This window comes from Cellulomonas sp. P1_G12_2 (genome assembly GCF_056405535.1).
Window position 1 is genome coordinate 593,946 of record NZ_JBFUBX010000001.1, and the last position, 25,966, is coordinate 619,911.

General features: G+C 71.9%; 25 protein-coding genes. 16 read left to right on the plus strand and 9 right to left on the minus strand.

Features of this window, described 5'->3' with window-relative positions:
* Positions 1-73 precede the first annotated feature (73 nt).
* On the minus strand, positions 74-1,519 hold the full coding sequence (locus tag AC1DXT_RS02925) for a hypothetical protein (RefSeq protein ID WP_477059868.1): 1,446 nt from the start codon (positions 1,517-1,519) through the stop codon (positions 74-76).
* Between the two features lie 398 nt (positions 1,520-1,917).
* Here AC1DXT_RS02925 and AC1DXT_RS02930 point away from each other — a divergent pair, with 398 nt between their 5' ends.
* The 10 genes from AC1DXT_RS02930 (at position 1,918) to AC1DXT_RS02975 (ending at position 10,799) form a co-directional block, all read left to right on the plus strand.
* Positions 1,918-2,280, plus strand: coding sequence for a PadR family transcriptional regulator (locus AC1DXT_RS02930; protein WP_477059869.1), 363 nt, complete (start codon positions 1,918-1,920; stop codon positions 2,278-2,280).
* Positions 2,280-3,638, plus strand: a complete 1,359-nt coding sequence (locus AC1DXT_RS02935) for a permease prefix domain 1-containing protein (protein ID WP_477059870.1) — start codon at positions 2,280-2,282, stop codon at positions 3,636-3,638. Before AC1DXT_RS02930 ends, AC1DXT_RS02935 begins: the two co-directional genes overlap by 1 nt.
* Positions 3,639-3,898: 260 nt before the next feature.
* Positions 3,899-4,933, plus strand: a complete 1,035-nt coding sequence (locus tag AC1DXT_RS02940) for an NADP-dependent oxidoreductase (protein WP_477059871.1) — start codon at positions 3,899-3,901, stop codon at positions 4,931-4,933.
* Positions 4,930-5,796 (plus strand): alpha/beta fold hydrolase, encoded by an 867-nt coding sequence (locus AC1DXT_RS02945; RefSeq protein WP_477059872.1) that lies wholly within the window; start codon positions 4,930-4,932, stop codon positions 5,794-5,796. The genes AC1DXT_RS02940 and AC1DXT_RS02945 overlap by 4 nt, the downstream gene beginning before the upstream one ends.
* A 23-nt stretch (positions 5,797-5,819) precedes the next feature.
* Positions 5,820-6,608 carry a strictosidine synthase gene (locus tag AC1DXT_RS02950; RefSeq protein ID WP_477059873.1) on the plus strand — a complete coding sequence of 263 codons (789 nt, stop codon included), beginning with the start codon at positions 5,820-5,822 and terminating at the stop codon, positions 6,606-6,608.
* Positions 6,609-6,659: 51 nt separating this feature from the next.
* Positions 6,660-7,394 carry an SDR family oxidoreductase gene (locus tag AC1DXT_RS02955; protein WP_477059874.1) on the plus strand — a complete coding sequence of 245 codons (735 nt, stop codon included), beginning with the start codon at positions 6,660-6,662 and terminating at the stop codon, positions 7,392-7,394.
* Between the two features lie 44 nt (positions 7,395-7,438).
* Positions 7,439-8,041 carry a TetR/AcrR family transcriptional regulator gene (locus tag AC1DXT_RS02960; protein WP_477059875.1) on the plus strand — a complete coding sequence of 201 codons (603 nt, stop codon included), beginning with the start codon at positions 7,439-7,441 and terminating at the stop codon, positions 8,039-8,041.
* A gap of 118 nt (positions 8,042-8,159) precedes the next feature.
* Entirely contained in the window at positions 8,160-8,798 is a 639-nt protein-coding gene (locus tag AC1DXT_RS02965; protein ID WP_477059876.1) for a DUF4203 domain-containing protein, read from the plus strand.
* Between the two features lie 178 nt (positions 8,799-8,976).
* Positions 8,977-10,107: an FtsX-like permease family protein gene (locus tag AC1DXT_RS02970; protein WP_477059877.1), complete on the plus strand. Its 1,131-nt coding sequence runs from the start codon at positions 8,977-8,979 to the stop codon at positions 10,105-10,107.
* Positions 10,104-10,799, plus strand: coding sequence for an ABC transporter ATP-binding protein (locus tag AC1DXT_RS02975; protein ID WP_477059878.1), 696 nt, complete (start codon positions 10,104-10,106; stop codon positions 10,797-10,799). The genes AC1DXT_RS02970 and AC1DXT_RS02975 overlap by 4 nt, the downstream gene beginning before the upstream one ends.
* 13 nt (positions 10,800-10,812) lie before the next feature.
* Here the strand turns inward: AC1DXT_RS02975 and AC1DXT_RS02980 are convergent, their stop codons facing one another.
* Positions 10,813-11,394, minus strand: a complete 582-nt coding sequence (locus AC1DXT_RS02980; RefSeq protein ID WP_477059879.1) for a TetR/AcrR family transcriptional regulator — start codon at positions 11,392-11,394, stop codon at positions 10,813-10,815.
* Between the two features lie 116 nt (positions 11,395-11,510).
* Between AC1DXT_RS02980 and AC1DXT_RS02985 the strand changes: the two genes are divergently transcribed.
* The 3 genes from AC1DXT_RS02985 (at position 11,511) to AC1DXT_RS02995 (ending at position 18,043) form a co-directional block, all read left to right on the plus strand.
* Complete coding sequence (locus AC1DXT_RS02985; protein WP_477059880.1) at positions 11,511-12,674, plus strand: N(5)-(carboxyethyl)ornithine synthase; 1,164 nt, start codon at positions 11,511-11,513, stop codon at positions 12,672-12,674.
* A 133-nt stretch (positions 12,675-12,807) separates the two neighbouring features.
* Positions 12,808-16,257: a hypothetical protein gene (locus AC1DXT_RS02990; RefSeq protein ID WP_477059881.1), complete on the plus strand. Its 3,450-nt coding sequence runs from the start codon at positions 12,808-12,810 to the stop codon at positions 16,255-16,257.
* 262 nt (positions 16,258-16,519) lie between these two features.
* The gene (locus tag AC1DXT_RS02995; protein ID WP_477059882.1) at positions 16,520-18,043 is read left to right on the plus strand and encodes a methyl-accepting chemotaxis protein; all 1,524 of its coding nucleotides are present in this window, start codon (positions 16,520-16,522) and stop codon (positions 18,041-18,043) included.
* On the opposite strand, the gene AC1DXT_RS03000 is transcribed toward AC1DXT_RS02995, so the two are convergent.
* From AC1DXT_RS03000 to AC1DXT_RS03020, 5 genes are all read right to left on the minus strand, one after another.
* Entirely contained in the window at positions 18,033-19,142 is a 1,110-nt protein-coding gene (locus tag AC1DXT_RS03000; RefSeq protein WP_477059883.1) for a HAMP domain-containing sensor histidine kinase, read from the minus strand. The genes AC1DXT_RS02995 and AC1DXT_RS03000 overlap by 11 nt on opposite strands.
* 5 nt (positions 19,143-19,147) lie before the next feature.
* Complete coding sequence (locus AC1DXT_RS03005; protein WP_477059884.1) at positions 19,148-19,837, minus strand: response regulator transcription factor; 690 nt, start codon at positions 19,835-19,837, stop codon at positions 19,148-19,150.
* Positions 19,838-19,871: 34 nt separating this feature from the next.
* Positions 19,872-20,099, minus strand: a complete 228-nt coding sequence (locus AC1DXT_RS03010; RefSeq protein ID WP_477059885.1) for a hypothetical protein — start codon at positions 20,097-20,099, stop codon at positions 19,872-19,874.
* Positions 20,096-20,497: a hypothetical protein gene (locus tag AC1DXT_RS03015; protein ID WP_477059886.1), complete on the minus strand. Its 402-nt coding sequence runs from the start codon at positions 20,495-20,497 to the stop codon at positions 20,096-20,098. Before AC1DXT_RS03015 ends, AC1DXT_RS03010 begins: the two co-directional genes overlap by 4 nt.
* Positions 20,498-20,632: 135 nt before the next feature.
* Entirely contained in the window at positions 20,633-21,811 is a 1,179-nt protein-coding gene (locus AC1DXT_RS03020) for an RtcB family protein (RefSeq protein ID WP_477059887.1), read from the minus strand.
* 84 nt (positions 21,812-21,895) lie between these two features.
* On the opposite strand from AC1DXT_RS03020, the gene AC1DXT_RS03025 reads away from it, so the two are divergent.
* Positions 21,896-22,969 carry an RDD family protein gene (locus AC1DXT_RS03025; RefSeq protein WP_477059888.1) on the plus strand — a complete coding sequence of 358 codons (1,074 nt, stop codon included), beginning with the start codon at positions 21,896-21,898 and terminating at the stop codon, positions 22,967-22,969.
* 85 nt (positions 22,970-23,054) lie between these two features.
* A complete protein-coding gene (locus AC1DXT_RS03030; RefSeq protein ID WP_477059889.1) occupies positions 23,055-23,354 on the plus strand; it encodes a hypothetical protein in 300 nt (99 codons plus the stop codon).
* On the opposite strand, the gene AC1DXT_RS03035 is transcribed toward AC1DXT_RS03030, so the two are convergent.
* Complete coding sequence (locus tag AC1DXT_RS03035) at positions 23,351-23,785, minus strand: YdeI/OmpD-associated family protein (RefSeq protein WP_477059890.1); 435 nt, start codon at positions 23,783-23,785, stop codon at positions 23,351-23,353. The genes AC1DXT_RS03030 and AC1DXT_RS03035 overlap by 4 nt on opposite strands.
* Positions 23,786-23,839: 54 nt before the next feature.
* The gene (locus AC1DXT_RS03040) at positions 23,840-24,793 is read right to left on the minus strand and encodes a hypothetical protein (RefSeq protein ID WP_477059891.1); all 954 of its coding nucleotides are present in this window, start codon (positions 24,791-24,793) and stop codon (positions 23,840-23,842) included.
* Between the two features lie 246 nt (positions 24,794-25,039).
* Between AC1DXT_RS03040 and AC1DXT_RS03045 the strand changes: the two genes are divergently transcribed.
* Complete coding sequence (locus tag AC1DXT_RS03045; RefSeq protein WP_477059892.1) at positions 25,040-25,966, plus strand: M15 family metallopeptidase; 927 nt, start codon at positions 25,040-25,042, stop codon at positions 25,964-25,966.

Here is a 25,966-nt window from a genome sequence, read left to right on the forward strand (position 1 = left end):
TTCCTCGGCGTCCAACGCGTTGCAGGCGCAGATGGACCCCACGGGCGGCACTGCCTAGCAAGTTGCGATGGGACTAGGCGAGCTGGTCCGCAACGACTGCGCCGTCCTCACTCTCGCCCGGTCGCTGAACTGCAACCAGACCGCTGGCGTCACCGCGTCCCGACCGCTTCCTCGACCTGAAGAGTCCCGCGACGCTCACGCCCACCGCGCCGGCCGAGCCGGCTATTGCCCCACCGACGCCCTTGACCGCGGTGAGTGCCTGGGGCTCATCCGGGATCCCGTCTCCGTCGAGGTCCACGCTCCGGAACTGTCGCGACGCCGTGCTGGCGGCGCCAGCCATGCTGGTGCCCATTGCGACGGCGCTCGTCGCGACGCCGGTTCCTGCCGTTCTGGCGGTGCCTGAGATCCAGTTCCCGGTCGCCGTCGCCGCGTCTTCCAACGCTGCCAGAGCGCGGTTGGTCTCGGACTCGAGATCGTCCGCGTCGGCCTTGACCTTCACCGGGATCGCCAGATGTGCGGGGAACGCGTCGGGTGCGGCGGCGAACGCGGTTCGTGATGCGTTGATGACGTCGCGACCGAACACGAAGCGGGTGACTCCTCCCGTCAGTGCCCCGACGCCGTATTCGATCGCCGCCTGCTGCTTCCCGCCTAGGGACTCGCGGACGGTGTCGAGCTGGCCCGTCTGAATGGTCCGGACAAGACTCTGCGCCCCTCCCGCGGGCAGCGTGTCTGCGAGCGTGCTCGCCCAGTGCGACCAGTCCCCACGGCCAGCAGCGATCCGCTGCCCGACGCCGACGACGCCCTCTGACGAGGCGCTCGCGACGTCTGCCGCCATGGTCGCGATCTGCTGCTGGCTGACGCGACTGTTCGACAAGCCGTACACGAGGGCATGAGCCTGGTCCTGGTCGAGCTCCATCCCGTGGATATCGGCGATGGCGAGACCGAAGATCGCAGTGAGCTCGAACTGCAGCTGCTCGTCGCCCGCAGGCAACATCGCCGCGACTCGCTGAGCACCGCTCTTGGTCACACCCAGAGCCACGTTCTTCGCGGCCGCCTTCGCAGCGGTCTTCGCCGCCACCTTCGTGGCTTCCTTGCCCGCCTTCTTGGCGGCCTGCTGGCCCGCACTCTTGGCGCCGGCTGCCGCTGCCCCGACACCTGGGATCAACGCGATGCCGATGTCCGCCGCGATTGCGCCGGCGGCGATGACGGCACCCGCGGTGCTGATTGACGTGCCGTAGTGCCGCTCGAGCATCTGGATCACCTCGGCGGGCGTCGCGTCCGGATGCCGGCGACGGACACGGATGACGTACTTGCGAGCGATGGAGTGGCGAGCGCTGACCGCCTTTGCGATCTCACGTGCGGCGTCCTCGTCGTCCAGCTCCGCCTCCACCGTCACGGCTACGACGTCGGCCGTCGCCTGCTCCTCGGCAACCGCCGGTACTGATGTCCGCTCATGTGCTTCCAGAGGTACCGGCGTCGTCATGCTTGGTTCATCGGCAGAAACCAGCCCCCGCTTCACGGCTCGCACGATCCGCTCGAGAAGCTCGGCTCACCTGGAGACGGCGCTCAGAACAACCGGCTGGGGGCCGAGTCGTGCAGGGGACTTGCGGCGATTCGGTCTGCCCCAGAACGGTCACGAGGTCGGTCGTTGCGGCTCCGCACGTACCGCCTCCTGCCCGCAAGCCCTGCGAACGCCGCACGTCCGCACCGTCGGTGTCGGCCACGACAGCCTCGAGAGTCGCGCGCCACACCTCGTCCAGACTGCTCTGACGGCGCATCGCACGGCCGCTCGTGGTCGCCACTCGGACCGTGAACAGTGCATCTTGGCCGAGCGGGAAGGCAGACCGGTGTCTCGTCGTCATACCTAGAGCCGCTAGGGTTACATACCTAGCACATCAAGGTAGAGGAGCCGTCGTCGTGCGCATCGACAAGGACCTGGTCGCCGCCTCGGCGACTCCGCTCGTGCTCGGGATCCTGGCGGAAGGCGACCTCTACGGGTACGCGATCCTCAAACGCGTCGGCGAGCTCTCCGGCGGTCGGATGCAGTGGACGGACGGCATGCTCTACCCGCTGCTGCACCGGCTCGAACGGCTCGGCCACGTCTCGTCGTCCTGGGGTACGTCCGAGGCGGGCCGACGCCGCAAGCACTACGCGATCACCCCGACCGGCCGGGCGGCGCTCGCCGAGCGGCAGGCACAGTGGAACGTGGTCGCGGACGCGCTCCGGCAGGTCTGGGAGTCGGCGCCGCGGCCCGCCACCGTCGTGGAGGTGTGGGCGTGATGGCGCACGACGACCAGCTCGAGGCCCAGATCGACAGGTGGCGCGGCTACGTGCACCGACGTCAGGTCATCTCGTCGGCCGACGTCGACGAGCTCGAGGACCACCTGCGGGGTCAGGTGGCCGACCTGCGTGCGACCGGGCTCGACGACGACGAGGCGTTCCTCGTCGCGATCAAGCGCCTCGGCAACCTGGACGTCGTCTCCCGCGAGTACGCCCGTGAGCACTCGGACCGGCTGTGGAAGCAGCTTGCGCTGGTCCCCGACAGCACCCTCGGCACCACAGGCGCGCCGGCGCCGCGGTGGCGGGAGCTCGCGGTCGTGCTCGCGCTCGCGGTCGGTGCGGGCGTCGCGGTGCGTGCGGGTGTCGCCTGGTTCGACGACGAGCTCGCGCTCGCTCGCAACATCGGCCTGCTCGTGGTCCCGTTCCTCGCCGCGTACCTCGGGTGGAAGCGCCAGGTCGGCGTGCGGACCGTGGCGGCGATCGCCGTGCCGTTCGTCGTGCTCGCCGTCGTGCTCAACGTGTACCCGTTCATCCCCGAGGGGTCGACCGAGGTGCTGGCGATCATCCACGCCCCCGTCGTCCTGTGGCTGCTGGTGGGGCTCGCGTACGTCGCCGAGTCGTGGCGCTCGGACGGCCGGCGGATGGACTTCGTGCGGTTCACGGGCGAGCTCGCGATCTACTACACGCTGCTCGCGCTGGGTGGCGGAGTCCTCCTGGGCCTCACCGCCGGGGTGCTCCAGCTCGTCGGCGTCGACCCCGGCCCGGTGATCACGGAGTGGGTGATGCCGTTCGCCGTCCCGGGCGCGCTCATCGTCGCCGCCTGGCTCGTCGAGGCCAAGCAGGACGTCGTCGAGAACATCGCCCCTGTGCTGACCCGGATCTTCACGCCGCTGACCATCGTCATGCTCGTGGCCGTCCTGGTGGCGCTGATCGCCTCCGGGGGACTCGTCGAGGTGGACCGCGACCTGCTCATCCTGATGGACGCGATCCTCGTGCTGGTCCTGGCGCTGCTCCTCTACTCGATCTCGGCCCGCGACCCGCTCGCGCCGCCCGCGCTCGCCGACTGGCTCCAGCTCGTCCTGGTGGGGGTGGCCCTCGCGGTCGACGCCGTGATGCTGACCGCGATGCTCACGCGGATCGCGGAGTTCGGCACGAGCCCCAACAAGATCGCCGCGCTCGGTCTCAACCTGCTGCTGCTCGTGCACCTCGGGGTCTCGGCGTGGCGGAGCGGCCGGTTCCTGCGTGGTCACGGCACGTTCTCGGCGCTCGAGCGCTGGCAGACGCGGTACCTGCCGGTCTACGCAGCCTGGGCCGCGGTCGTCGTGATCGTGTTCCCGCCGCTGTTCGACTTCGCCTGACTCGCCGTCCGGGACTCCCCGCACAGGCACCGACATGAAGGCCCCGCGACCAGCGGTATCGCTGGTCGCGGGGTTTCGTCGTTCCCGCTTCATCCGGCGGGTTGGCCTGGGTTGGCCGGGTCGTCGTTGACCCACGTCCGGCTGCTCGGAGGCGTCGGCATGTACCGAGCTCGCGCGGGCATCTGTTGACTACGGACCTGAGGACGCTCATAATTGAGTCCACTCGGTATTGCCCACCCATGCACGAAGGAAAGTCACCCATGCGAGCGTTCGTCGTCAGCAAGTACCAGGGACCGCTGCACGAAGCGGATGTCCCCGAGCCCGTGGTGGGGGAGCACGACGTGCTCGTCCAGGTGCAGGCCGCCGGGCTGAACGTGCTCGACGAGAAGATCCGCGCAGGGGAGTTCAAGTCGTTCCTCCGGTACGAGCTGCCGCAGGTCGTGGGGAACGACGTCGCCGGGACCGTGATCGGCGTCGGTGCCCAGGTGCGGGGGTTCGTTCTCGGCGACCAGGTGTATGCCCGGCCCGACAAGGACCGCATCGGTACGTTCGCGGAGCGCATCGCGGTCGCGGAGGCGGACCTGGCGCTCGCGCCGGCGACGGCCACCGTCGAGGAGGCGGGTTCGCTGCCGCTGGTGGCCCTGACCGCATGGCAGGCGCTCGTCGAGAAGGGCAACGTGCAGCCCGGCCAGCGAGTCCTGATCCACGCGGGCGCCGGTGGCGTCGGGACCATCGCGATCCAGCTCGCCAAGCACCTCGGCGCCACCGTGGCGACCACGGTGAGCGCCGGCGACGTCGACTTCGTCCGCGAGCTCGGCGCCGACATCGTCATCGACTACCGCAACCAGGACTTCGAACAGCTCCTGGACGGGTACGACCTGGTGCTGGACAGCCTCGGAGGCAAGAACCTCGAGAAGTCTCTGCGTGTGCTGCGCCCCGGCGGCACGGCGATCGGCATCGCCGGACCGCCCGACCCCGCGTTCGCCCGGGCGATCGGGATGAACCCGGTGCTGCGCTCGGCCATCGCAGTGCTCAGCAGCAAGATCCGGCGGCAGGCGAAGAAGCTGCGTGTGACGTACGAGTTCCTCTTCATGCGCGCCAGCGGGGACCAGCTCCGCCAGATCACCGCACTCGTCGAGAGCGGCGCGCTGCGGCCCGTCGTCGGACGCGTCGTCGACTTCGACCAGACCGCGGAAGCAGTTCAGTCGCTCGGCAAGGGCGGCATCCGCGGCAAGACCGTCCTCACCGGGGTCGGACGGGCCCCGTCGCAGCCCGACCACCGGAGAGCATCGTGAAGGACAACCGCACCTCGACCGAACCTGTCATCACCTCGTACGCCCAAGCGCCGACCCGCACCATCACCGCCGACGGCGTCACGTACGCCTACCGGGAGCTGGGACCGAAGGGCGGGATCCCGGTCGTCTTCTTCGTGCACCTCGGTGCGACCCTGGACAACTGGGACCCGCGAATCGTCGACCCGATCTCGGCCGGGCGCCACGTCATCGCGTTCGACAACCGCGGCGTCGGGGCCTCCAGCGGCCACGTCCCCAAGAGCGTCGGGGCGATGGCCGACGACGCCTACACCTTCATCAGGGCCCTCGGCTTCGACACGATCGACGTCTTCGCCTTCTCCCTGGGCGGGTTCGTCGCGCAGGACCTCGTGGTCAAGCACCCCGCGCTGGTCCGCAGGCTCGTCCTGACCGGCACCGGGCCCCGGGGCGGCGCAGGCATCGACAAGGTCGTCGGCGTCACCTTCTGGGACATCCTGCGAGCGACGCTGACCCGGTCGGACCCCAAGGAGTTCCTCTTCTTCCACCGCAACGCCACCGGCAAGCCCGCTGCTCGCGCCTTCGTGCAGCGCCTGAAGGAGCGCACCGTCGACCGCGACGCGGACATCTCCGTGCGCGCGTTCCGGACCCAGCTCAAGGCGATCCAGGAGTTCGGGCGCTCAGCCCCGGCTGACCTGTCGACGCTCACGCAACCCACCCTGATCGCCAACGGTGACAACGACCGGATGGTGCCGTCGGCCCTCTCCGAGGACCTGCACCGCCGCATCACGGGCTCGGAACTGGTCATCTACCCGGACTCCGGGCACGGCGGCATCTTCCAGTTCCACCAGGAGTTCGCTCCCATCGCGGTCGAGTTCCTCGCCCGCTGATCGCTCCGGATGGAGGCACCGACATGACTGCGAAGCCCTACGCGAGGAAGCCGCTCGTCTCATCGATCCCGCTGTGGATGCGCACCGACCAACCACGGCAGACGGGCATGGACTACTGGCGTGGTCCCCATTCCACGATCATCACCGCCACGCCCGGCTTCGAGGAGTACCGCCAGATCCATCTCGCGGAGCACAACCCCGGGCTGTGGCCTGCCACCCGTGGCGTCGAGACCGCCATCCCAGCAGACCGGCGGATCGACGGGGTCGCCGAGGTGACGTTCGGGTCCGTCCTGTCGCCGCTGCGGGGCCGCAAGCAGACCCGCCTTGCGTACAAGGACGAGGTGAACGTCTTCAGGCGCACCCTGCTCTACGCCGGACCTCCGTACTCGGCGCGCTGGTACGACGTCGGCGTGCACGGCGAGAAGGCGGGTGCCCGAGCCCTGGTCTACCTGAGGCGAAGGGACGGAGTCCGCACGCACGCGTTCCGCAGGCACCTCGACGTGCTTGCCGGCACGGTCGCAGGCATGGGCGTGCTGAGGGAGCTGCGCACCCAGGTCTTCATGCACTGGAACGAGAAGCTCTGGGACACCCCGGACGTCGCCCACGACAACCCGGCGGACCAGCGGTTCCACGCCTCCTTCATCCTGGGCTTCGCGGATCCGGCAGCGCGCGCGGCCTTCTTCGAGGCCCCCGAGGTCGCGAGCCTGTCAGACGCCTTGGCACCGTTCGCCTCCGCCGTCCACGCCTACGACGTCACCGACACGCTGACCTACGTGAAGGACGGCGAGCGGCTCTCGCACTACCAGCGATAACAGCATCGGCCGACCTGCGGCCGGTGATCCACCGACAGAAGGAACGCAAGCATGCCCTCCCTCAATGGAGCAGTCGTCCTGGTCACCGGGGCGAACGGCGGCATCGGAACCCACTTCGTGCACCAGGCTCTCGCCCGCGGCGCCGTGAAGGTCTACGCCACCGCCCGCGCACCCCACACGTGGGACGACGATCGGATCGTCCCGCTCACGCTCGACGTGACCGACGCCGAGTCCATCGACGCCGCCGTAGCCGCCGCACCCGACATCACCGCGCTCATCAACAACGCGGGGGCGAACCCCCCGAGCGCGAGCCTGTTGCAGGTCACCGAGGCGGACATCCGGGCCAACATGGAGGTCAACTTCTTCGGGCCCGTCTTCCTCGCCCGAGCCTTCGCGCCGGTCCTCGCCGCCAACCGGCGGTCGATCCTCGTCGACGTGCACTCCGTCGCCAGCTGGTTCGGGTTCGGCGGCATCTACAGCGCTGCCAAGGCTGCCCTCTGGTCGGCCACCAACTCTCTGCGTCTGGAGCTCGCGCCCCGCGGCGTCCATGTGACGGGGGTGCACATGGGCTACGTCGAGACCCGGATGGCAGCGCACGCGGACGGGCCCAAGATGGCGCCGGCCGACCTCGTCACCAAGGTCTACGACGCCGTCGAAGCCGATGAGTACGAGGTCATCGGAGATGAGCTGACTGCCCAGGTCAAGGCGGCTCTGAGTGGTCCGGTCGAGATGCTCTACCCGGAGCTCCGTGACATGAGGGTGCCACTGGTTGCCGTGGAAGAATGAGCGCCGGCAGATCCGAGCCCACTCAGCAACGAAGGTCGGCAACCATGCCCCTCGCTTCCACGTCGCCCGGTCGGCGCGAGCGGAACAAGCAGGAGAAGCTCGACCGCATCACCGCCGCCGCCAGTGCGCTCTTCACCGAGCGCGGCGTCGACGAGGTCACGACCCAGGAGATCGCCGACAAAGCCGATATCGGGGCAGGAACGCTGTTCCTCTATGCCAAGTCCAAGGCGGAGCTGCTCCTGCTCGTGCAGAACTCCACCTACGCTGACGCGCTCGCACGGGGCAGGTCGGCGGCCGAGGCGATCACGGGCACCCTCGACGCCGTGATGGCGATCGTCCGCCCGGTCGTGGAGTGCAATCGCAAGCACGTCGGCAACGGGCGGACCTACCTGCGGGAGATCGTCTTCGGCGACCCCGCCGAACCCCACCACCGCGACGCTCTCGACCTGACCGTGCAGACCGAGGACGCGATCGCCGCCGTCCTGCGGCGGGACGGGATCACCAGCGCGAAGGACGCCGCGGCACGCGCGCACATCGTCTCCGCCATCATGTTCATCAGCATGGCCGCGACGATCAACGCCCCCAACCCCGTCGACCACGTCGTCCAGGAGATCCGAGACCAGGTGCGGGCACTCCTGCCGGAGTGACGCCGCGCTCCTGCGAGGGCGGCTCCACTTCTCGCGTGTGGCGCCCTCGGTGGGATCGACGCGACGGTTTGTCCGCGTTTTCCCACGGATCGGGGGCGGCGAGTCCTACATTGCAGACATGGCAGACATCCTGTTGGGCATCCTGGCGATCGTCGCCGGGGGCGCCATGCTGTTCGCGGGGCAGTTCGTGCTGCGGCTCGTGCTCCCGATCTGGGGCTTCTTCGCCGGGTTCGCCTTCGGCGCAGGCCTCTTTGCCGAGCTCGCGGACGAGAGCTTCCTCGGCACGGCACTCGGCTGGGTCTCGGGGTTCGTCTTCGCCGTGATCTTCGCCCTGCTCGCCTACCTCTACTACGCGGTGGCCGTGATCCTCGCGATGGCGGCGTTCGGCTACGCGATCGGTGCGGGCCTCGTCGTCGCCCTGGGGATCGACTGGAGCTGGGTCGCGGTTCTCGTGGGCGTGGCCATCGGCGCGCTCTTCGGACTGCTGGCGGTCGTCGGGAACATGCCGATGGTCGTCCTCGCGGTGGCCAGCTCCCTCGCGGGCGCCATCAGCGTGGTCGCCGGCCTGATGCTGCTGCTGGGCACCCTGAACTCCGCCGACTTCACGGAGGGGGGCTTCAGCAGCGCGGTCGACGCCGGCTGGGGCTGGTACGTGCTCCTGCTCGTGCTGGCGGTGATCGGCTTCATCGTCCAGACCCGGCAACGGGTCGAGGTGCGCCGCACCGTCAACGAGGCCTGGTTGGCCGAGGCGCGCTGACCTCAGGGGGTCGGTCGGGCGAGTGATCGCCAGACGCGACGCGCGCAGTGGTCGCCGGGCACGCTGCTGGCTGGTCCGCGGAGGGCGTGAGCACCGTCACGACAACTAATCGACACGGTGTCGGTAAGATACCGACACCGTGTCGATAACGTCGCGGTCCCCTCTCGAGAGGTCCACCGTGTTCCTCGCCCTGCGTGAGCTTGCCTTCGCGCGCACCCGCTTCGGCCTGATGGGCGCCGTCGTCGCGCTCATCGCCGTCCTCATGGTGCTGTTGTCCGGGCTGTCGTCCGGCCTGGTGGTCGACGGCGTGTCCGGCCTCATGCGCAGCCCGATCCAGGTGGTTGTGTTCTCGGAAGGAACGAAGACCGACTCGGCGTTCACGCGCTCCGAGGTCACGACCGCCCAGCGTGACAGCTGGGCGGCGCGCGACGACGTGGCCGACGCCGAGCTGCTCGGCACGTCGATCGTGAACGCGCGGAACGACGACGGGACGCCGGTGGACCTCACCCTGTTCGGCGTCGAGCCTGCCGGGTGGGTCGCGCCCGATGCCGCCGAGGGTCGCGCGATCGCCGCCGAGGGAGAGATCGTGCTGAGCGCCTCGGCCCGAGACGAGGGTGTCGCGCTCGGCGACGTGCTCACGCTCGACCGGCTCGGCACCGAGCTCGAGGTTGTGGGCTTCACCGCCGACCAGCGGACCTTCGGCCACGTCGACATCGCCTACCTCGCGCTGCGCACCTGGCAGGAGGTCCATGCGGGCCTGCTGCCGGGCGAGGAGCCGGACGCCGGCGCGTACGACGTGGCGAGCGCCGTAGCGGTGCGCGGGGTCGACGGTGCGCTGCCCGACCTCGGGGCCGCGGACGCGGACGCGGGGACGTCGGCCCGCACGATCGAGGACGCCTTCGACTCTTCGCCGGGGTACACCGCCGAGCTGATGACGATGCAGCTCATCCAAGTCTTCCTCTACGCGATCTCGGCACTCGTCGTCGGGGCGTTCTTCACGCTCTGGACCGTGCAGCGGACCCGCGAGCTGGCCGTGATGCGGGCGATCGGCGCCTCCACGGGATTCCTGCTCCGCGACGGGGTCCTGCAGGCCGCGATCATGCTCGCCGCCTCCGTCGCCGTGGGGGTCGCTGCGGGGCTCGGCCTCGGTGCGCTCGTGCTGGGCACCGGCATGCCGTTCGCCCTCGAGACCGCACCGATCGCCGGCGGCGCCGCGCTGCTGCTCGGCCTCGGGCTCGCTGGCGCGACCGTCGCGACCCTGCGCATCGCCTCCATCGACCCTGTCACCGCCCTCGGAGAGAACCGATGACCGCCACCACCGTCCCCACCCGCGTCCGCACCGGCCTGTCCCTGGCCGGCATCACCCTGACGTTCGGTGACGGCGACCAGCAGGTCGCCGCCCTCGACGAGGTCGAGCTGCACGTCTCGCCGGGCGAGCTGGTCGCGGTCGTCGGCCCGTCGGGCGCAGGCAAGTCCAGCCTGCTCGCAGTTGCCGGCGGCCTCGTCCGGCCGACCTCCGGGTCGGTCGTCGTGGACGACGTCGACGTGACCGCGCTGTCGACGCGCGCCCTGGCCACGTTCCGGCGCGACCGCGTCGGCTTCGTCTTCCAGTCCGGCAACCTCGTGCCCGCACTGACCGCGCTCGACCAGCTCCGGCTGGTCGAGCGCATCACCGGCCGGCCGGCGACGACCTCCCCGGAGGAGCTGCTGGCGGCCGTCGGGATGACGCCCCACGCGCACCGGCGCCCGGGTCGCCTGTCCGGCGGGGAGCGCCAGCGCGTCGGCATCGCCCGCGCACTCGTGGCCTCGCCCTCGGTCCTGCTGGTCGACGAGCCGACCGCTGCGCTCGACCGGCGCCGCAGCCACGAGACCGTCCGCCTGCTGGCCGACCAGACCCACCAGCACGCCGTCGCGTCCGTGATGGTCACCCACGACCACGACGTGCTCGAGCACTGCGACCGCGTCCTGGAGATGGTGGACGGCAGGCTCCGGCCGGTCTGACGGGTGCCTGCGGTCAGGCGAGCGTGCGCAGGTACCCGTCGACCAGCGCCGCGGTCGCGTCGTAGGCGCGCTCCAGCTCGCCGGTCTGCTCGACCTGGCGCGAGGCGGTGTGCACGAGGGCGTTGATCAGCTCGGTCGTCGTCTCCGGGTCCGGCGCGCCCAGCTCCTGCAGCGCCTCGCGCAACGGCGCGAGCAGCCGGTCGTGGAAGGTCTGCGACCGGCGCGTCAGCTCCTCGGACGGTGCGACCGACACCAAGGTCCGGGCCAAGGCGTGCTCACCGTCGGCGACGAGCTCGAGGTTCACACGGAGGTAGGCCAGGACGCGTCCGCGTGGGCCGTGGGCCGCTCCGATCGCCGCGTCCAGGCGCTCCTGCCAGCGCGGGAAGGAGTCGCGCACGACGGCGGAGAGCAGGTCCTCGCTCGAGGCGTAGTACTGGTACACGCTCGAGCGGGACAGCCCGGCGAGCTCCCCGACCTCCGCGAGCGTCGGCACTCGCTCCGGCCGGTCCGTCAGCAGCCCGCGTGCGGCGTCCAGCAGCGCTCGCTCCCGCGCGGCCCGGTGCTCGGCGACGGTCGGGGCATCGATCCGTGGCACCGCACCCCCTCTCGCGCGCGCCTGGCGCGCACCGGACACCGATGGTACGTGCGGGCAGTCACACGGTGGACCTGGGGCTCGCCCACGCGGCCGGCCTGACGCGACTACGATCAACCATGAGTAAAACGTTTGCCAAGGCCGAGTTGTTACGCCTGGGTGTGATGGCCACGTCACGCAAGCCCGACGAACGGCGGCTCCCGATCCACCCCGGTCACCTCGAGCGCATCGACGCGGACCTCCGGGCGCAGATGATCCTCGAACGGGGCTACGGCGCCAGCTTCGGCATCGCCGACGACCAGATCGCGCCGCTCGTCGGGCAGATGTGCGACCGCGACGCGGTCATCGCCCAGGCGGACATCGTGCTGCTGCCCAAGCCGCAGGCGTCGGACCTGGAGGATCTCCGCGACGGTCAGGTGCTGTGGGGGTGGCCGCACTGCGTGCAGGACCGCCGGATCACCCAGCTGGCGATCGACAAGCGGCTCACCCTGATCGCCTGGGAGGCCATGAACCACTGGCAGGCTGACGGCGGTTTCGGCCTGCACGTGTTCCACAAGAACAACGAGCTGGCGGGCTACTGCTCGGTGCTGCACGCGCTGCAGCTGTGCGGGTCGACCGGTGACTACGGGCGCAGGCTCAGCGCGGTGGTGATCGGGTTCGGGGCGACCGCGCGCGGCGCCGTCACGGCGCTCAACGCGCACGGGATCCACGACGTGCGGGTGCTGACCAACCGGGAGATCGCCGCCGTCGGCTCCCCGATCCCGTCGGTGGACATCATCCACTTCGACCACAACCCCGAGGACCCGTTCGAGAGCACGGTCACCACCGAGGACGGACCGGTGCGGCTCCCTGGGTACCTGGCCGAGAACGACATCGTCGTCAACTGCACGTTGCAGGACCCGAACGCTCCGCTGACGTACCTGCGCACCTCGAACCTGGGTGAGTTCCGGCCGGGCAGCCTCATCGTCGACGTGTCCGTCGACGAGGGGATGGGCTTCGGCTGGGCGCGGCCGACGTCGTTCGCGGACCCGATGTTCACGGTCGGTGACACGACGAACTACTACGCGGTCGACCACAGCCCGTCGCTGCTGTGGAACTCGGCGACGTGGGAGATCAGCGAGGCGCTGATGCCGTTCCTGCGCACGGTGATGGCAGGCTCCGAGTCGTGGGCCTCGTCGGACACGATCCAGCGGGCGGTGGAGATCGAGGACGGTCAGGTCCGCAACGAGGCGATCCTCACGTTCCAGGGCCGGTCCGCCGAGTACCCGTACCTGGCGGCGTAGGCCACGGAGGCGACGCCTCCGTGCGGCGTTGCCTTTGCGGGGTGACACGTGTCACTCTATGGGAGCGCATCCACGGCCGCACAGACGCGGCTCGCAGGTGGCCCCACGCGCGTACGAACGAAGGACATCGGCAATGGCGTCGCAGACTTTCACGCCCGCACCCACGGACGAGCTGGGTCAGGTCCCTGACGCCCTCGAGTCCGGGCTCGTCGACCTCGACGGCCGACGCTTCTACCGCATCACGTCCTACGACGACCTGCCGCCGTTCTTCATGACGCTGGTCGGCGCGAGCGACCTGTGGCTGTTCATCTCCAGCACCGGAGGCGTCACGGCGGGGCGCGAGGAGGCCGACCGCGCGCTCTTCCCGTACGCCACCGAGGACAAGGTCGCCGCGGGTGCCGGCCGGACCGGGGGGCTCACGCTCCTGCGCGTCGCCACGGCCGACGGGAACGTGTTCTGGCAGCCGTTCGCGCCGCGCCGTCCGGGCGACCCGGACGCCGAGCGCCACCTGTACAAGGACCCGCTCGGCACCACCCTCGTGTTCGAGGAGACCCGCCCAGACCTGGGCCTGCGCGTGCGGGTCACGTGGCGGACCGCCGCCCGGTTCGGCGTCGTGCGCGAGGTCGAGGTCGCCTCGGCGACCGACCGGCACGTCCGGGCCGAGGTCCTGGACGGATTCGTCGACCTGCTGCCCGCGGGCGTCACCGTGCAGACGCAGGGCGAGCTCAGCAGCCTGCTCGACGCCTACAAGCGTGCCGAGGTCGACGCCGCGACGGGCCTCGGGCTCGTCTACCTGAACTCGACGCTCACCGACAAGGCCGACCCGAGCGAGTCGCTGTCCACGACCGTCGCCTGGCAGGTCGGCCTCGACGACGTCGACCACCTGCTCTCCGCGCGCCAGGTCGGTGCGTTCGCGACCGGCCTCCCCGTCGTCGCGGAGCACGAGGTCCGCGGCGAGAAGGGCGCCTACCTCGTCCGCGCTCGCCTCACGATCGCCCCCGGGGAGCGGCGCCGTTGGAGCGTCGTCGCCGACGTCGACCAGAGCGCCGCCGACGTCGTGCGCCTGCAGACCCAGCTCGCCGACCCGGCCGCGGCCGCCGCGGCGCTGGCTGCGGACGTGGAGGGCACGCGTGCGCACCTCGACCGGCTCGTCGGGACCGCCGACGCCGCGCAGGTCACGGGCGACGAGCTCGCGACCGCGCACCACCGCGCGAACGTGCTGTTCAACGTCATGCGCGGCGGCGTCCTCGTGGACGGCTACACCGTCCGCACGACCGACCTGCGCGCCTTCGTCGGCCAGCGCAGCCCCCGGACGGCGGAGCGCAGCGGCACGTGGTTCGACGGGCTCGGCGCGACCGAGCAGCTCGACGACCTCGTCGAGCGGGCAGACGCGTCGGGCGACCCGGACCTGCTGCGGCTCGTGCGTGAGTACCTGCCGCTGACGTTCAGCCGTCGGCACGGCGACCCGAGCCGCCCCTGGAACAAGTTCAAGATCGCCCTGACGGACGCGAACGGCGAGACGCGCGTCGACTTCCAGGGCAACTGGCGGGACATCTTCCAGAACTGGGAGGCGCTCGCCTGGTCGTTCCCGGAGTACGTCGAGTCGATGGTCGCGGTGTTCCTCGACGCGACGACCGCCGACGGCTACAACCCGTACCGCATCTCGCGCTCCGGCATCGACTGGGAGGTGCCCGAGCCGTCGAACCCGTGGGCGAACATCGGCTACTGGAGCGACCACCAGGTGATCTACCTGGTCAAGCTCCTGGAGGCGTCGCACCGGTTCCACCCCGGCCGCCTGGAGTCGCTCGTCGACCGGGCCGTCTTCACGCACGCGGACGTGCCGTACCGCATCGCGACCTACGACGAGACCGTCGCTGAGCCGATCGCGACGATCGCGTTCGACACCGAGACCGAGGAGCGGGTCGAGCGGCGCGTCGCCACCGACGGCGCGGACGGGCGGCTCGTGCACGGACCCGACGGCGAGCTCGTGCGCGTGTCGCTCGGCGAGAAGCTGCTGCTGACCATCCTCGCGAAGGTCGTCAACCTGGTGCCCGACGGCGGCATCTGGATGAACACCCAGCGCCCCGAGTGGAACGACGCCAACAACGCGCTCGTCGGCAAGGGCCTGTCGGTCGTCACCCTCGCGTACCTGCGCCGCGCCCTGACCCTCGCCCGGGACCTGCTGGCCGACGACCTCACGGTGACGAGCGAGCTCGCGAGCCTGCTGGCAGACGTGCACGCGGCGCTCGACGAGCATCGCGAGCAGGCGGCCACGGGGTTCGACGACCGGGGACGGCGGGCCGTCATGGACGCGCTCGGCGCGGCCGGGACCGCGTACCGCACCCGCGTGTACGCCGGGTTCAGCGGCGCGCGCACGGGGGTGTCGACGACGGCCGTCCAGGCGTTCCTCTCGCACGCGCAGCTCTACGTCGATGCCGCGCTGCGGGCCAACCGTCGCGAGGACGGCCTGTTCCACGCGTACAACCTGCTCGACCTGCGCGACGGGGCGACCGTCGGTCATCTCCAGGAGATGCTCGAGGGCCAGGTCGCGGTGCTGTCGTCCGGCCTGCTGACCCCCGCGGAGGCACTCGAGCTCGTCCGGGCGCTGCGTCGCAGCGCGCTCTACCGGGCGGACCAGCACTCCTACCAGCTCTACCCCGACCGCGAGCTGCCGACGTTCCTGGCCCGCAACCTCGTCACCGCCGAGCAGGCCGCGTCCGCGCCGCTGCTCGCCGCGCTCGTCGACGCCGGCGACACGTCGCTGGTGCTGCGCGACGTGCGCGGCGACTACCGGTTCGCGCCCGGCCTGCACAACGCACGCGACCTCGACGCCGCGCTCGACGCTCTGACCCGAAGGGTCCCGGGCGTGGCCGAGGGTCGACAGGCCGTGCTCGACGTGTTCGAGCAGGTGTTCAAGCATGCCGAGTTCACCGGTCGGTCGGGGTCGTTCTTCGCGTACGAGGGACTCGGCAGCATCTACTGGCACATGGTGTCCAAGCTGCTGCTCGCCGTGCAGGAGAACCACGAGCGCGCGGTGGCCGAGGGTGCCGACTCGCTCGTCGTGGCCGGCCTCGCCGACGCCTATGAGGACGTCCGGCACGGCCTCGGCTACTGCAAGACCCCCGACGTGTACGGCGCGTTCCCGGTCGACCCGTACTCGCACACCCCGGCCGGCAAGGGCGCCCGGCAGCCCGGCATGACCGGCCAGGTCAAGGAGGAGATCCTCGCCCGCCTCGGAGAGCTGGGGCTGCGGGTCGAGGGTGGGAGCGTCGTCGTGCGGCCCGTGCTGCTGCGCGCCGACGAGTGGACCACCACCCCGACGACGTTCACGTACCACGACGTCGCCCAGCAGGAGCGCGGCCTCACGCTCCCCGCGGGATCGCTCGCGTTCACGTTCTGCCAGGTGCCGGTGGTCTACCGGCGCGTCGACGGACCGGGTGCGGCACTGTCCGTCGTCGCGCACCTCGCCGACGGCACACGGGTCGAGGGGGTCGACGGCGCGCTCGACGCCGACGTGAGCGAGCGGGTGTTCCGGCGGACGGGCGACGTGGTCCGCGTGGACGTGGAGGTCCCTGCCCGCTGACACCGAGACCCACGCTCCGCCGCAGGGCGGGTGAATCTACCGACTGACACGAGGGCATGGGCACCAGAAGCTCAGAGCGTCGCGACTCTGCCGATCAGAGGGTCGAGGCCCCAGGTTGCCGGCGGAAGCATGACCCCTCGCTCAACTCGTCATGTCGCGACCTGGATCACGAGCAGACCTTCAAGGAAGAAGGATCGTGTTCCGAATGTCGGCAAGAGATCAACCCGTCGGGGTCAAGATCGGGATTCTGGTACTGCTGCTGGTGCTGCTGTCGGCAGGCCTCGTCGCGCTCTCCGTCGTCCGCCTCACCACGCTGCGCGGGGACATCCGGACCATCGACGACGACGCCCTCACGACGTCCGTCCTGGCGGCACACCTGCAGAGCGATCTCCTCACCGAGCGCGTGCTCGTGCTCGCCCATGCGGGCTCCGTCGACCGCGAGACGAAGGACGCGTACGGCGTCAAGATGGCGGACGCGCGCAAGGTGACCGATGCCGACCTTGCCGCGTTCGCGACAGCCGGTACGGAGTACGCCGACGAGACCGCCACGCTGGCCGCCGGTCTTGCGGACTACCGCAAGGTGATCGACGACGAGTACGTGCCGGCGAGCTTCGCGGGCGATGTCGCCCTGGTCCAGGACCTTCGCGACCACAAGGCTGCTCCGCTCGTCGCCGAGATGACGACCCTCCTTGCCGCGGTGACCGACGAGCAGGCCACGAACGCGTCGACGCTGGTCGGCCAGGCCGAGTCGACCGTCACCTCGACCCGCAACACCGTCCTGATCACCCTCGCCGTCGGCGCGTTGCTCGCGATCGGGCTGGCCGTCTGGATCACGCGCATGATCACGCACCCGCTGCGCAAGGTCGAGGCGGTCCTGTCCAGCGTCGCGGGCGGCGACCTGACCCGTCGGTCGGGATACACGTCCGGTGACGAGATCGGCCGGATGTCCGCGAGCCTGGACGCCACGCTGGACAAGCTGCGCGAGACGATGACCGGAGTCGCGGAGACAGCGCAGACGGTCGCCGCCGCGTCCGAGGAGCTGTCCGCCGCGAACGCCCAGGTGGCGGCCGGCGCGCACCAGACCAGCGCGCAGGCGCTCGTGGTCGCCGCAGCCGCCCAGGACGTCAGCCGCAACGTGCAGACGGTCGCGGCCGGAGCCGAGCAGATGGGCGCCTCGATCCGCGAGATCGCGCAGAACGCCAACGAGGCCGCCAAGGTCGCGAACCAGGCCACCGCGGTCGCCGCGACCACCAACCACACGGTCACCCAGCTGGGCATCAGCTCCCAGGAGATCGGGAACGTGGTCAAGGTCATCACCTCGATCGCCGCGCAGACCAACCTGCTCGCGCTGAACGCGACCATCGAGGCCGCTCGTGCGGGCGAGGCAGGAAAGGGGTTCGCCGTGGTTGCCGGCGAGGTCAAGGACCTGGCCCAGGAGACCGCACGCGCCACCGAGGAGATCGCCCGCCGGATCGACGCCATCCAGAGCGACAGCCTGGGGGCGGTGACCGCCATCGGGCAGATCGCGTCGATCGTGAGCTCCATCAACGACTTCCAGCTGACCATCGCTGCCGCCGTCGAGGAGCAGACCGCCACGACCAACGAGATGTCCCGGGGCGTCCAGGAGGCTGCGACCGGCTCCAGCGACATCGCCCAGAACATCGGGAGCGTCGCCGAGTCCGCCGACACGAGCACCCAGGTGCTCGGTCAGATGGGCGCGGCCGTCGCCGAGCTGGCGTCGTTGTCGGCCGACCTGCGGATGCGCATGTCGGCCTTCACCTACTGACGTCGACCGGTTCGGGCGCGTCGGCGAGGGCGACGGTGAAGCGTGCACCACCCTCGGCGGCGTCTCCCACCGTGATCGAACCGCCCAGGCGGCTGACCAGCCCGTGCACCAGCGAGAGCCCGATGCCGACGCCGACGGGCCGCTCGTCCCGGTAGCGCGCACCCAGTGCGCCCGGCTCGAAGGCGACCGCGCGGTCCTGGGCGGTCAGCCCGGGTCCGCCGTCACGGACCTCGAGCACCGCGCGCGTGCCCGGTGGATCGGCGGGACCGGCCGCCCGGGCGGCGACGACCACGGGGCGGCCCGCCGGGGTCATGCGGACGGCGTTGTCCGTGAGGCCGTCGAGCACCTGCCGCAGGCGAGCCGCGTCCGTGCGGACCGGCAGCGGCACGCCCGATCGCTCGACCTCGAGGCGCGTCCGCCCGGACCACACCTGCGCGGCCTCGTCGAGAAGCGCCGCGACGTCGACCGTGTCCAGGTCGAGCCGGAAGTCGTCGGCGCCCAGGCGCGCCAGGTCGAGCAGGTCGCGCACGAGGTGCTCGAGGCGTCCGGACTCCGCGAGGATCACGGTCCCCGCGGCGCGCGCGTCGGTGCCGGTCACGACGCCGTCGGCCACCGACTCGGCAAACCCGCGCACGGCCGTCAGCGGGTTGCGCAGCTCGTGCGACACCGACAGCAGGAACCGCCGCTGCCGACCCTCGCTCGCGACCAGCGCCTCGGCCAACGAGTTCAGGCTGGCAGCGACCTCGGCGATCTCCGGCGGCCCCTCGACCGGCACCCGCACGTCACGCCGGCCCGACCCGATCGCGTGGGCGGCCTCGGCCGTCCGGCGCAGCGGCCGCGTGAGCACCTGCGCGGCGGAACCGCCCGCCAGCGCGCCCACGCCGAGACCGAGCGCCACGGACACCAGCACGGCGCGCGTGACCCGGATCCCGGCACGGCGCTCGATGCGGTCGGCCTGGCGCGAGGTCCCGGTCGCCGTCGCGACGGACTCGGCGCGCTGCTCCGCGACGGCGAACCTGGCGCCCGCGAGTCCGGCGAGCACGGCGGTGACCATCGCGACGCCGACGCACAGCACGGTGATCCGTGCCGTCAGGCTCATGCTCCTCATGGTCCGCCCGCCGAGCCGTCCGCCGAGTAGCCGACGCCGCGGACCGTCCGGATGGGTGCGCGCGACCCGAGCTTGGCGCGCAGCTGGGCCACATGGACGTCGACGGTCCGGGTGCCGGCTGCCGCGCCGTACCCCCAGACCGCACCGAGCAGCGTCTCGCGGGTGTGCACCCGGCCGGGGGAGCGGAGCAGGTGGGCCAGCAGGTCGAACTCCGTCGCGGTCAGGTGGACCGGGACGCCGTCCACGGTGGCGCGGCGGCCGGGCACGTTGACCGAGACGCCACCGAGCGCGAGGAGCTCGACGTCGACCGGCTGCGCCCGCCGGAGGACCGCGTGCACCCGCGCGACGAGCTCGCGCGGGCTGAACGGCTTCGTGACGTAGTCGTCGCCGCCGAGCTCGAGACCGAGGACCCGGTCCACCTCGTCGTCGCGGGCGGTCACGAAGAGGACCGGTGTGCGATCGCCGGCAGCGCGCAGTCGACGGCAGACCTCGATGCCGTCCAGCCCCGGCAGCCCGATGTCCAGCACCACCGCCACCGGCCGGTGCGTGCGGACCCCCTGCAGGGCGGCGAGGCCGTCGGAGTACGTCTCGACGCCGAACCCGTCGCGTGCCAGGTAGAGCCGCAGGAGCGCGACGACGGCGGGGTCGTCCTCTGCGACGATCACGAGCCCGGTCCCCGTGGTCACGTGCCTCCCGTCGGGCCGATGTCCGGTGCGGCCCTCATCCGTCGTCGCCGACGAGCTCGGACTCCACCGACCCGGCGAGGTCCTCGCCGTCGCCGACCGTGGCGTCGAACGCGTCGAGGTCATCCTGGGGCATCGCGGTCGCCGACCGGGTGGGCGCGCCCACGACGCCGTCAGACCGACCGTCGCACGCCGCCACCCCGGCGCCGAGCAGCGCGACGACGGCGCCAGCGACTGCGGCGCGCCGGAGCCGCCGGGGGTTCACAGCGAGCTCGGCGACGCCGCCGCGCAGTGCTCCGCCGTCGCGCTCGCCAGGCGGACCAGCACGTCCTCGATCTCCGGCACGCGATCCTCCCGGCGGTCGGCTCGCGCCCGGAGGGACGCGGCCAGGTCGGCGTGGTCGGTGGCGGACGCCCGGTCGGCGCGTGCACGCAGCCAGGCGACCGAGCCCTGCGTGCCGGCGTCGCCCTGGATCCGGTCGAGCGCCTTCTCCAGGCGCGCCCGGAGGTGGTCCGCCCGTGTGCAGAGGTCTTCGGTGCGGTCGGCCGTCGTGCCGGCGGCGGCCGGCGCCGCGATAGAAGAGGTGGTTCCGGCGGCCACGAGTCCGAGAGTCAGGATCGTCGTGACGGCCAGGCGAGAGAGGGTGCGGTGTCGTGCGGGCATCGTCGGCTCCTTGGGCGGGACGCCCCGGCGGGGTGTCGTGAGGGGAGCCTGACGCTGCTGCGTGTGCGGGAGGTGCGGCGGATGTTCGGGTCGTGCAAGGGCGCGCAGCCGGTGTGCCGGCTGYGCGCCCCTGGGTCAGTCGCCCTTCACGTTGACGATCTGGTGCAGCACGTGGCGAACCTCGACCAGGTCGGCGGCGTCGGCCATCACCTGGTCGATGTCCTTGTACGCCGCCGGGATCTCGTCGATGAACGCGTCGGTGTCGCGGTACTCGATGCCGGTCATGGCCTCACGCAGCTGGTCGTGGGTGAACAGCCGGCGAGCCGCGGACCGCGAGTGGTTGCGGCCGGCACCGTGCGGCGACGAGTTCAGCGAGAGCGCGTCGCCCTTGCCGGTCACCACGTAGGACGCGGTGCCCATCGACCCCGGGATCAGCCCGGCGTCACCGACGTCGGCCTTGATCGCCCCCTTGCGGGACACCCAGACGCGCTTGCCGAAGTGCGTCTCCTGCTCCGTGAAGTTGTGGTGGCAGTTGACGCGCTCGGCCTCGAGCACCGGCTCGCCCATGTGCTCGGAGATCGCGTCCACGACGCGGTCCATCATCTCCTCGCGGTTGAGCAGGGCGTGGTCCTGGGCCCACCGCAGCTCGCGGATGTACGCCCAGAACTCGTCGGTGTCCTCGACCAGGTACGCCAGGTCGCGGTCGGGCAGCGAGATCCACCACTTCCGGCAGAGGTCCGCCGCCACCTTGATGTGCCGCTGCGCGATCCGGTTGCCCACCCCGCGGCTCCCCGAGTGCAGGAACAGCCATACCGTGTCGGCCTCGTCGACCGTGACCTCGATGAAGTGGTTCCCGGACCCCAGCGAGCCCAGCTGCAGGCGCCAGCGTGCGGCGTCGGCACCCGGGTCGAACCCGGCGGCCGCCGCGGCGGTCTCCAGCGTCTCGACGCGAGCCGCTGCCGTCGTCGTGAGGCGCTGGTTCACGCCGCCCGCCGACAGCGGGACCGCCTTCTCGATGGCCTGCCGCAGCGTCGCGAGCGACCCCCGACCGCGCACCTGCTCCGACGTCCACTGCGTGCGGACGGCGATCATGCCGCAGCCGATGTCCACGCCGACGGCGGCGGGGATGATCGCGCCCAGCGTCGGGATGACGCTGCCGACCGTCGCGCCCTTGCCCAGGTGGGCGTCGGGCATGAGGGCCAGGTGCGGGTAGATGAAGGGGAGGGTGGAGGTGGCGACTGCCTGGGCCCGGGTGTTCTCCTCGAGGATCGATGCCCAGCTGATCAGTCGCGGGCTGAGGTGCTCGCGTGTCATGGGGCGGGAGCCTGGCACGATCCGGGTGCCCGCGTCGCCGTCATTCTCCGGACGCGCACGCCGCTGACCTGCCACGATCGGTGCGTGACCGACACGGTGGCGCTGCCCACGGACCTCGCGGCGCCCGTCGACGGGCCGCCGCTGGCCGCCTGGTCGCGACGCGTCGTGGCTGCCCTGCTCGACGGGGCGATCCTGTCCGGCGCGACCTGGCTCGTGCTCGGGTCGCGTGGTGTCGTGCCGTGGCTGCAACCCGGTTTCGGGGACTTCGCTCCCGACGTCGCCGAGCCGGTCGGGTGGCACACCAGCGGCGTGCTCGTCGCCCTGGTGCTCGGGATGCTCGCGCTGCAGGGCTGGACCGGCGCGACGCCCGGCAAGCGCGTGGCTGGTGTGGCGGTGGTCCGGCGGTCCGACGGGCGGCCGGCAGGCATCTTCGCCTCCGGGCTCCGGGTCGTGGCGCACCTGCTCGACTCGATCCTCCTCATCGGGTACCTGCGCCCGCTCTGGAACGCGCGGAGGCAGACGTTCGCCGACTCGATCGCCGGGACGCTGGTCGTGCAGACGCGGGAACCCCCGGCGCACCCGTGGTTCGCGCGGTACCGGCGGGAGCCGTCGGCCGTCGGATCGACGGCGGTCTCCGTCGCGGCGGTCTCGGTGTGCGTGCTCGGCGTGGGGTTCTCGATGTCGTCGTCGAGCTCGTGGGGCGGAGAGTGGGAGTCCCCGGTGCCGTGCGTCGACGACGGGACGGTCGCCGCCCCGACAGCTACCGCGACGGCATCCCGGGCCGGCGGCACCATGCTCGAGCGGCGGTTGTGGATCGTCCGGGAGACCGACGACCACGTCGAGAAGGGTCTGCGGATCACGTGGACCTGGACCTCCCCGGCGGCGACGCTCGATGGCGCCCTGATCGAGACGGACCTCCGCCGGGCGGACGGGTCGGTGATCGAGGTGACTCAGGACGCGACGACGAGCATGGGCTCGCCCGACATGGTTCTGGACCCGCTCCTGCTCTCGACCAGCGACCTGGGCGAGGCCGGGCCGGGCTGGACCGCGCAGAACCGGCTCGTCGTGAACGGTGAGGTCATCGGTGCCTGCTCGATCGACGCCGCCGACTGGGAGGCAGCCGACCAGCCCGACTACGGACCACCCTGGACCGACTGACCAGCTCCACCGCGGCTCCCGGCTACCGTGGCGCCCATGGACCCTGCTGACGGTGCCGTGGGCGCGGCCCAGATCACGAGCTGACGTGCCGTCCTACCGCGTGACCGCCGCCATCGGTCTGCTGCAGCCGGGGGTGTCCGCGCCGGACGTCCTTCCGCAGGCCGTCGCGACCGCCGAGGCGATGACCACCGTCGAGGCCCACGACGTCGCGATCGTGCGGGGTCAGGCCCGCGTGACCGTGCGGTTCCAGGCCGACGACGACCAGACCGCCCGCCGGGTCGGCTGGGCCGTGCTCGCCCGGCTCGACGAGCTCGCGGACATCAGCGGCCGCAGCGTGACCCGGCGGTTCGGGTCGCGGTGGTACCCGGTGCGCGCCCAGTCCTAGCCGGCGCCCAGCTCCTCGGCCGCCTTCGCGATCCGGCGCTCGCGGGTCTCCGCCGTCTTGGCGGCCTCGATCGGGTCGACGATCGCGCGCTGCCTGCTGACCGAGAGCGTGTCGAACGCGGCGCGGGCGGGTCCGCTCAGGGCCGCAGCCAGGTCGTCGGGAACCTCGACCGTGCGCGGGGCGTCGTCGTACTCGATGTCGACGTCGATCTCCTGGCCGGCCTCCACACCGGCGCCCGTGCGGTTCTCGGAGCTGAGCGGGAGCATCGTCTTCCCGCGGTAGGGCGTCACGGTGCTCCGGTACGAGAAGCCGTTGATCGTCACGACGACGGGGAACCGCGCTCCTCGGTCCATCGCCGCGACCACGTCGTCGGGCACGGGCAGGCCGGTCGCGGACTTCCCGCTGAGCTCCACCGTGGTGCGAAATCGCATGGGTTCCTCCTCGGACTGCGCCCGCGCCCGGCTCAGGGGAGCGCACGTCGCAGACTAGAGCAGGGGGGTGCCCTGGCCCAGGACGAGCGGCTCGCCGACGGCTCGTGCGGGTCGTGCCCGTCCGTCGCCCTCGGGTGTGGCGGCCGTGTAGCGGTGCGCGACGACGAGGCTGGGGGCCCCGGCGTCGGAGGCCTCGACGAGGACCGCGGGCCCGCCTGCCCCCTCTGTCGGGAGCTGCGCGAACCACGCGACCGCGGCCCGTGCAGCGCCCGAGCCGCGGACCCACGCGCGGGCCTCCTGCAGCGCCTGCGCGGCCTCGCCGCCGAAGCGGCGCACCGTGGGGCTCTGTGCGGGGCCGTCGTCGACGACGGCGAACGGCACGGCGACGGCACCGGGCGTGAGCGCGGCCGCGAGCGCCTGGTCGAGCACGCCGAGCGCGATGTCCTGCGCCGCCGGCGACGGGGGGTGCGGGAGGTCGGCGGGTGTGCGGAAGGAGGCCGGGGGAGCGCTGGCCCGCACCGGTGCCCGGGGGCTGGGGACCTCGTGGCCGGTGTCGGCTGCCAGGTGGGCGGCGGCCGCGGTGACGTACTCGGCCACCCACTCGGGTCCGCACCCGGTCTGCCAGCGCGCGGCGACGTCCGCCAGCGGCAATGCCGCGTCCGTCCCCGACGCGGAGACGACCGTCGGAGTGGGCGCCGGACCGCGGGTGCGCAGGGCCCAGCGCGCGCCCGGCACGCGGTCGACGATCAGGTCCCCGACGCCGACGCCGAGCGCCATGACCGTCGCCTGCGGTACCCCTGCAGCAGGCCCGTCGGCCCACCGCGACCGCATGGTGTGCAGGAGGGTGCCGACCGCCTGGGCGTCGGCGAGGTCGACCCCGCTCGCCCGCAGGTGGGTCCGCGCGCGGTCGAGGTACCCGGCCTCCGCGGCGGTCAGGGACCGCACGCCGGGGACGGTCTCGTGGGCGTCCGACGCGGGAAGGGACAGCGTCTGGCGCACCTCGGTCATGGGTGCGGGATCGGCCCGCGGGCGGGTGTTCTTGAGGGCGCCGACGGCCGTTCCACCGGATGGCGGCGGCCGCCGGACGGGCGGCTGCGGGGAGCGGGAGGCTACGCTGGCTGCCGGTCCTGACCGCCTGACGCACAGGAGAACCCCATCCGCCGACCCTCGCGCACCATCGTCGTCGCCGTCACCGCCGTCCTGCTGGTCGGCGGCGCCGGGAGTGCGTGGGCGTGGACGGAGCACGAGGACCGCGTGGCCGCCGAGCAGGCGTCCGCGCAGGAGCGCTCGGCCGACGCCCTCGCGGCCCAGGTGACCGACGCCGACGAGCTGCAGGCACGGGAGTCCGAGGCCGCGAGCACCCGGGCGGCGGCGGTCCGCAACGACGCCCGTACCGCGCTCGCGGCCGCCGCCGAGCAGGCGCGCGCCACGCTCGCGACCAGCGACGGCACGGTCGCCGACGACGCGGTCCGACAGGCGCTCGCGGGGGAGCTCGCCGCGGCCGACACGGCGCTCGCGGCCACGAGCGAGAGCGCGACGTCCCTGCGCGCGCTCGCCGCGCGGGTCTCCGCCTCCGACGCCGTGGTCGTCGCGGCGCACGACGCCTGGGTGCAGGAGCAGGCGGCCGCTGAGGCGGCGGCTGCCGCGGCAGCACGTCCGACCGTCCCGAGGGCGACCCCCGGCACGCCGGCCACGTCGGCACCCTCGTGCGGGACCACCTACTCCGGCCCGCCGTTCTACACGTCGCCCGCGACCGCGGGCGGTGACGGGTCCAACGGCAAGCTGCCCCCCGAGGCGCTCGCCGCGATCAGCTGGGACGTCGACCCGCACGGCACGCCGTACTACCTGAAGACCTCCGCCGCGGCCGCGCTCGAGCGGCTGAACACGGCCTTCCGGGCGGCGTTCGGGCACAACCTCGACCTCGACCTCACCTACCGCGACTACGACACGCAGGTGGCCATGCGCGCGGCGCTCGGCTCGGTAGCCGCGACCCCGGGGACCTCGACGCACGGCACCGGCCTCGCGCTGGACGTGCCCGAGCTCCCCTGCGAGTACGGCTGGGACACCCCGCAGCGCAGCTGGCTGGTCAGCAACGGGCCGTCGTACGGGTGGGTGTCCCCGTCCTGGGCCGGGCGCAACGGCTCGAACCCGGAGTACTGGCACTTCGAGTACCGCGGCTGA

Excerpts from the sequence above, each read along its gene's own strand:
- AC1DXT_RS02975 (WP_477059878.1), top strand. The coding sequence starts at position 10,104 with ATGACCGCCACCACCGTCCCCACCCGCGTCCGCACCGGCCTGTCCCTG.
- AC1DXT_RS03020 (WP_477059887.1), bottom strand. The coding sequence starts at position 21,811 with ATGACACGCGAGCACCTCAGCCCGCGACTGATCAGCTGGGCATCGATC.
- AC1DXT_RS03035 (WP_477059890.1), bottom strand. The coding sequence starts at position 23,785 with ATGCGATTTCGCACCACGGTGGAGCTCAGCGGGAAGTCCGCGACCGGC.
- AC1DXT_RS02960 (WP_477059875.1), top strand. The coding sequence starts at position 7,439 with ATGCCCCTCGCTTCCACGTCGCCCGGTCGGCGCGAGCGGAACAAGCAG.
- AC1DXT_RS02965 (WP_477059876.1), top strand. The coding sequence starts at position 8,160 with ATGGCAGACATCCTGTTGGGCATCCTGGCGATCGTCGCCGGGGGCGCC.
- AC1DXT_RS02950 (WP_477059873.1), top strand. The coding sequence starts at position 5,820 with ATGACTGCGAAGCCCTACGCGAGGAAGCCGCTCGTCTCATCGATCCCG.
- AC1DXT_RS02940 (WP_477059871.1), top strand. The coding sequence starts at position 3,899 with ATGCGAGCGTTCGTCGTCAGCAAGTACCAGGGACCGCTGCACGAAGCG.
- AC1DXT_RS03040 (WP_477059891.1), bottom strand. The coding sequence starts at position 24,793 with ATGACCGAGGTGCGCCAGACGCTGTCCCTTCCCGCGTCGGACGCCCAC.
- AC1DXT_RS02990 (WP_477059881.1), top strand. The coding sequence starts at position 12,808 with ATGGCGTCGCAGACTTTCACGCCCGCACCCACGGACGAGCTGGGTCAG.
- AC1DXT_RS03015 (WP_477059886.1), bottom strand. The coding sequence starts at position 20,497 with ATGCCCGCACGACACCGCACCCTCTCTCGCCTGGCCGTCACGACGATC.
- AC1DXT_RS02985 (WP_477059880.1), top strand. The coding sequence starts at position 11,511 with ATGAGTAAAACGTTTGCCAAGGCCGAGTTGTTACGCCTGGGTGTGATG.
- AC1DXT_RS03000 (WP_477059883.1), bottom strand. The coding sequence starts at position 19,142 with ATGAGCCTGACGGCACGGATCACCGTGCTGTGCGTCGGCGTCGCGATG.
- AC1DXT_RS02955 (WP_477059874.1), top strand. The coding sequence starts at position 6,660 with ATGCCCTCCCTCAATGGAGCAGTCGTCCTGGTCACCGGGGCGAACGGC.
- AC1DXT_RS02935 (WP_477059870.1), top strand. The coding sequence starts at position 2,280 with ATGGCGCACGACGACCAGCTCGAGGCCCAGATCGACAGGTGGCGCGGC.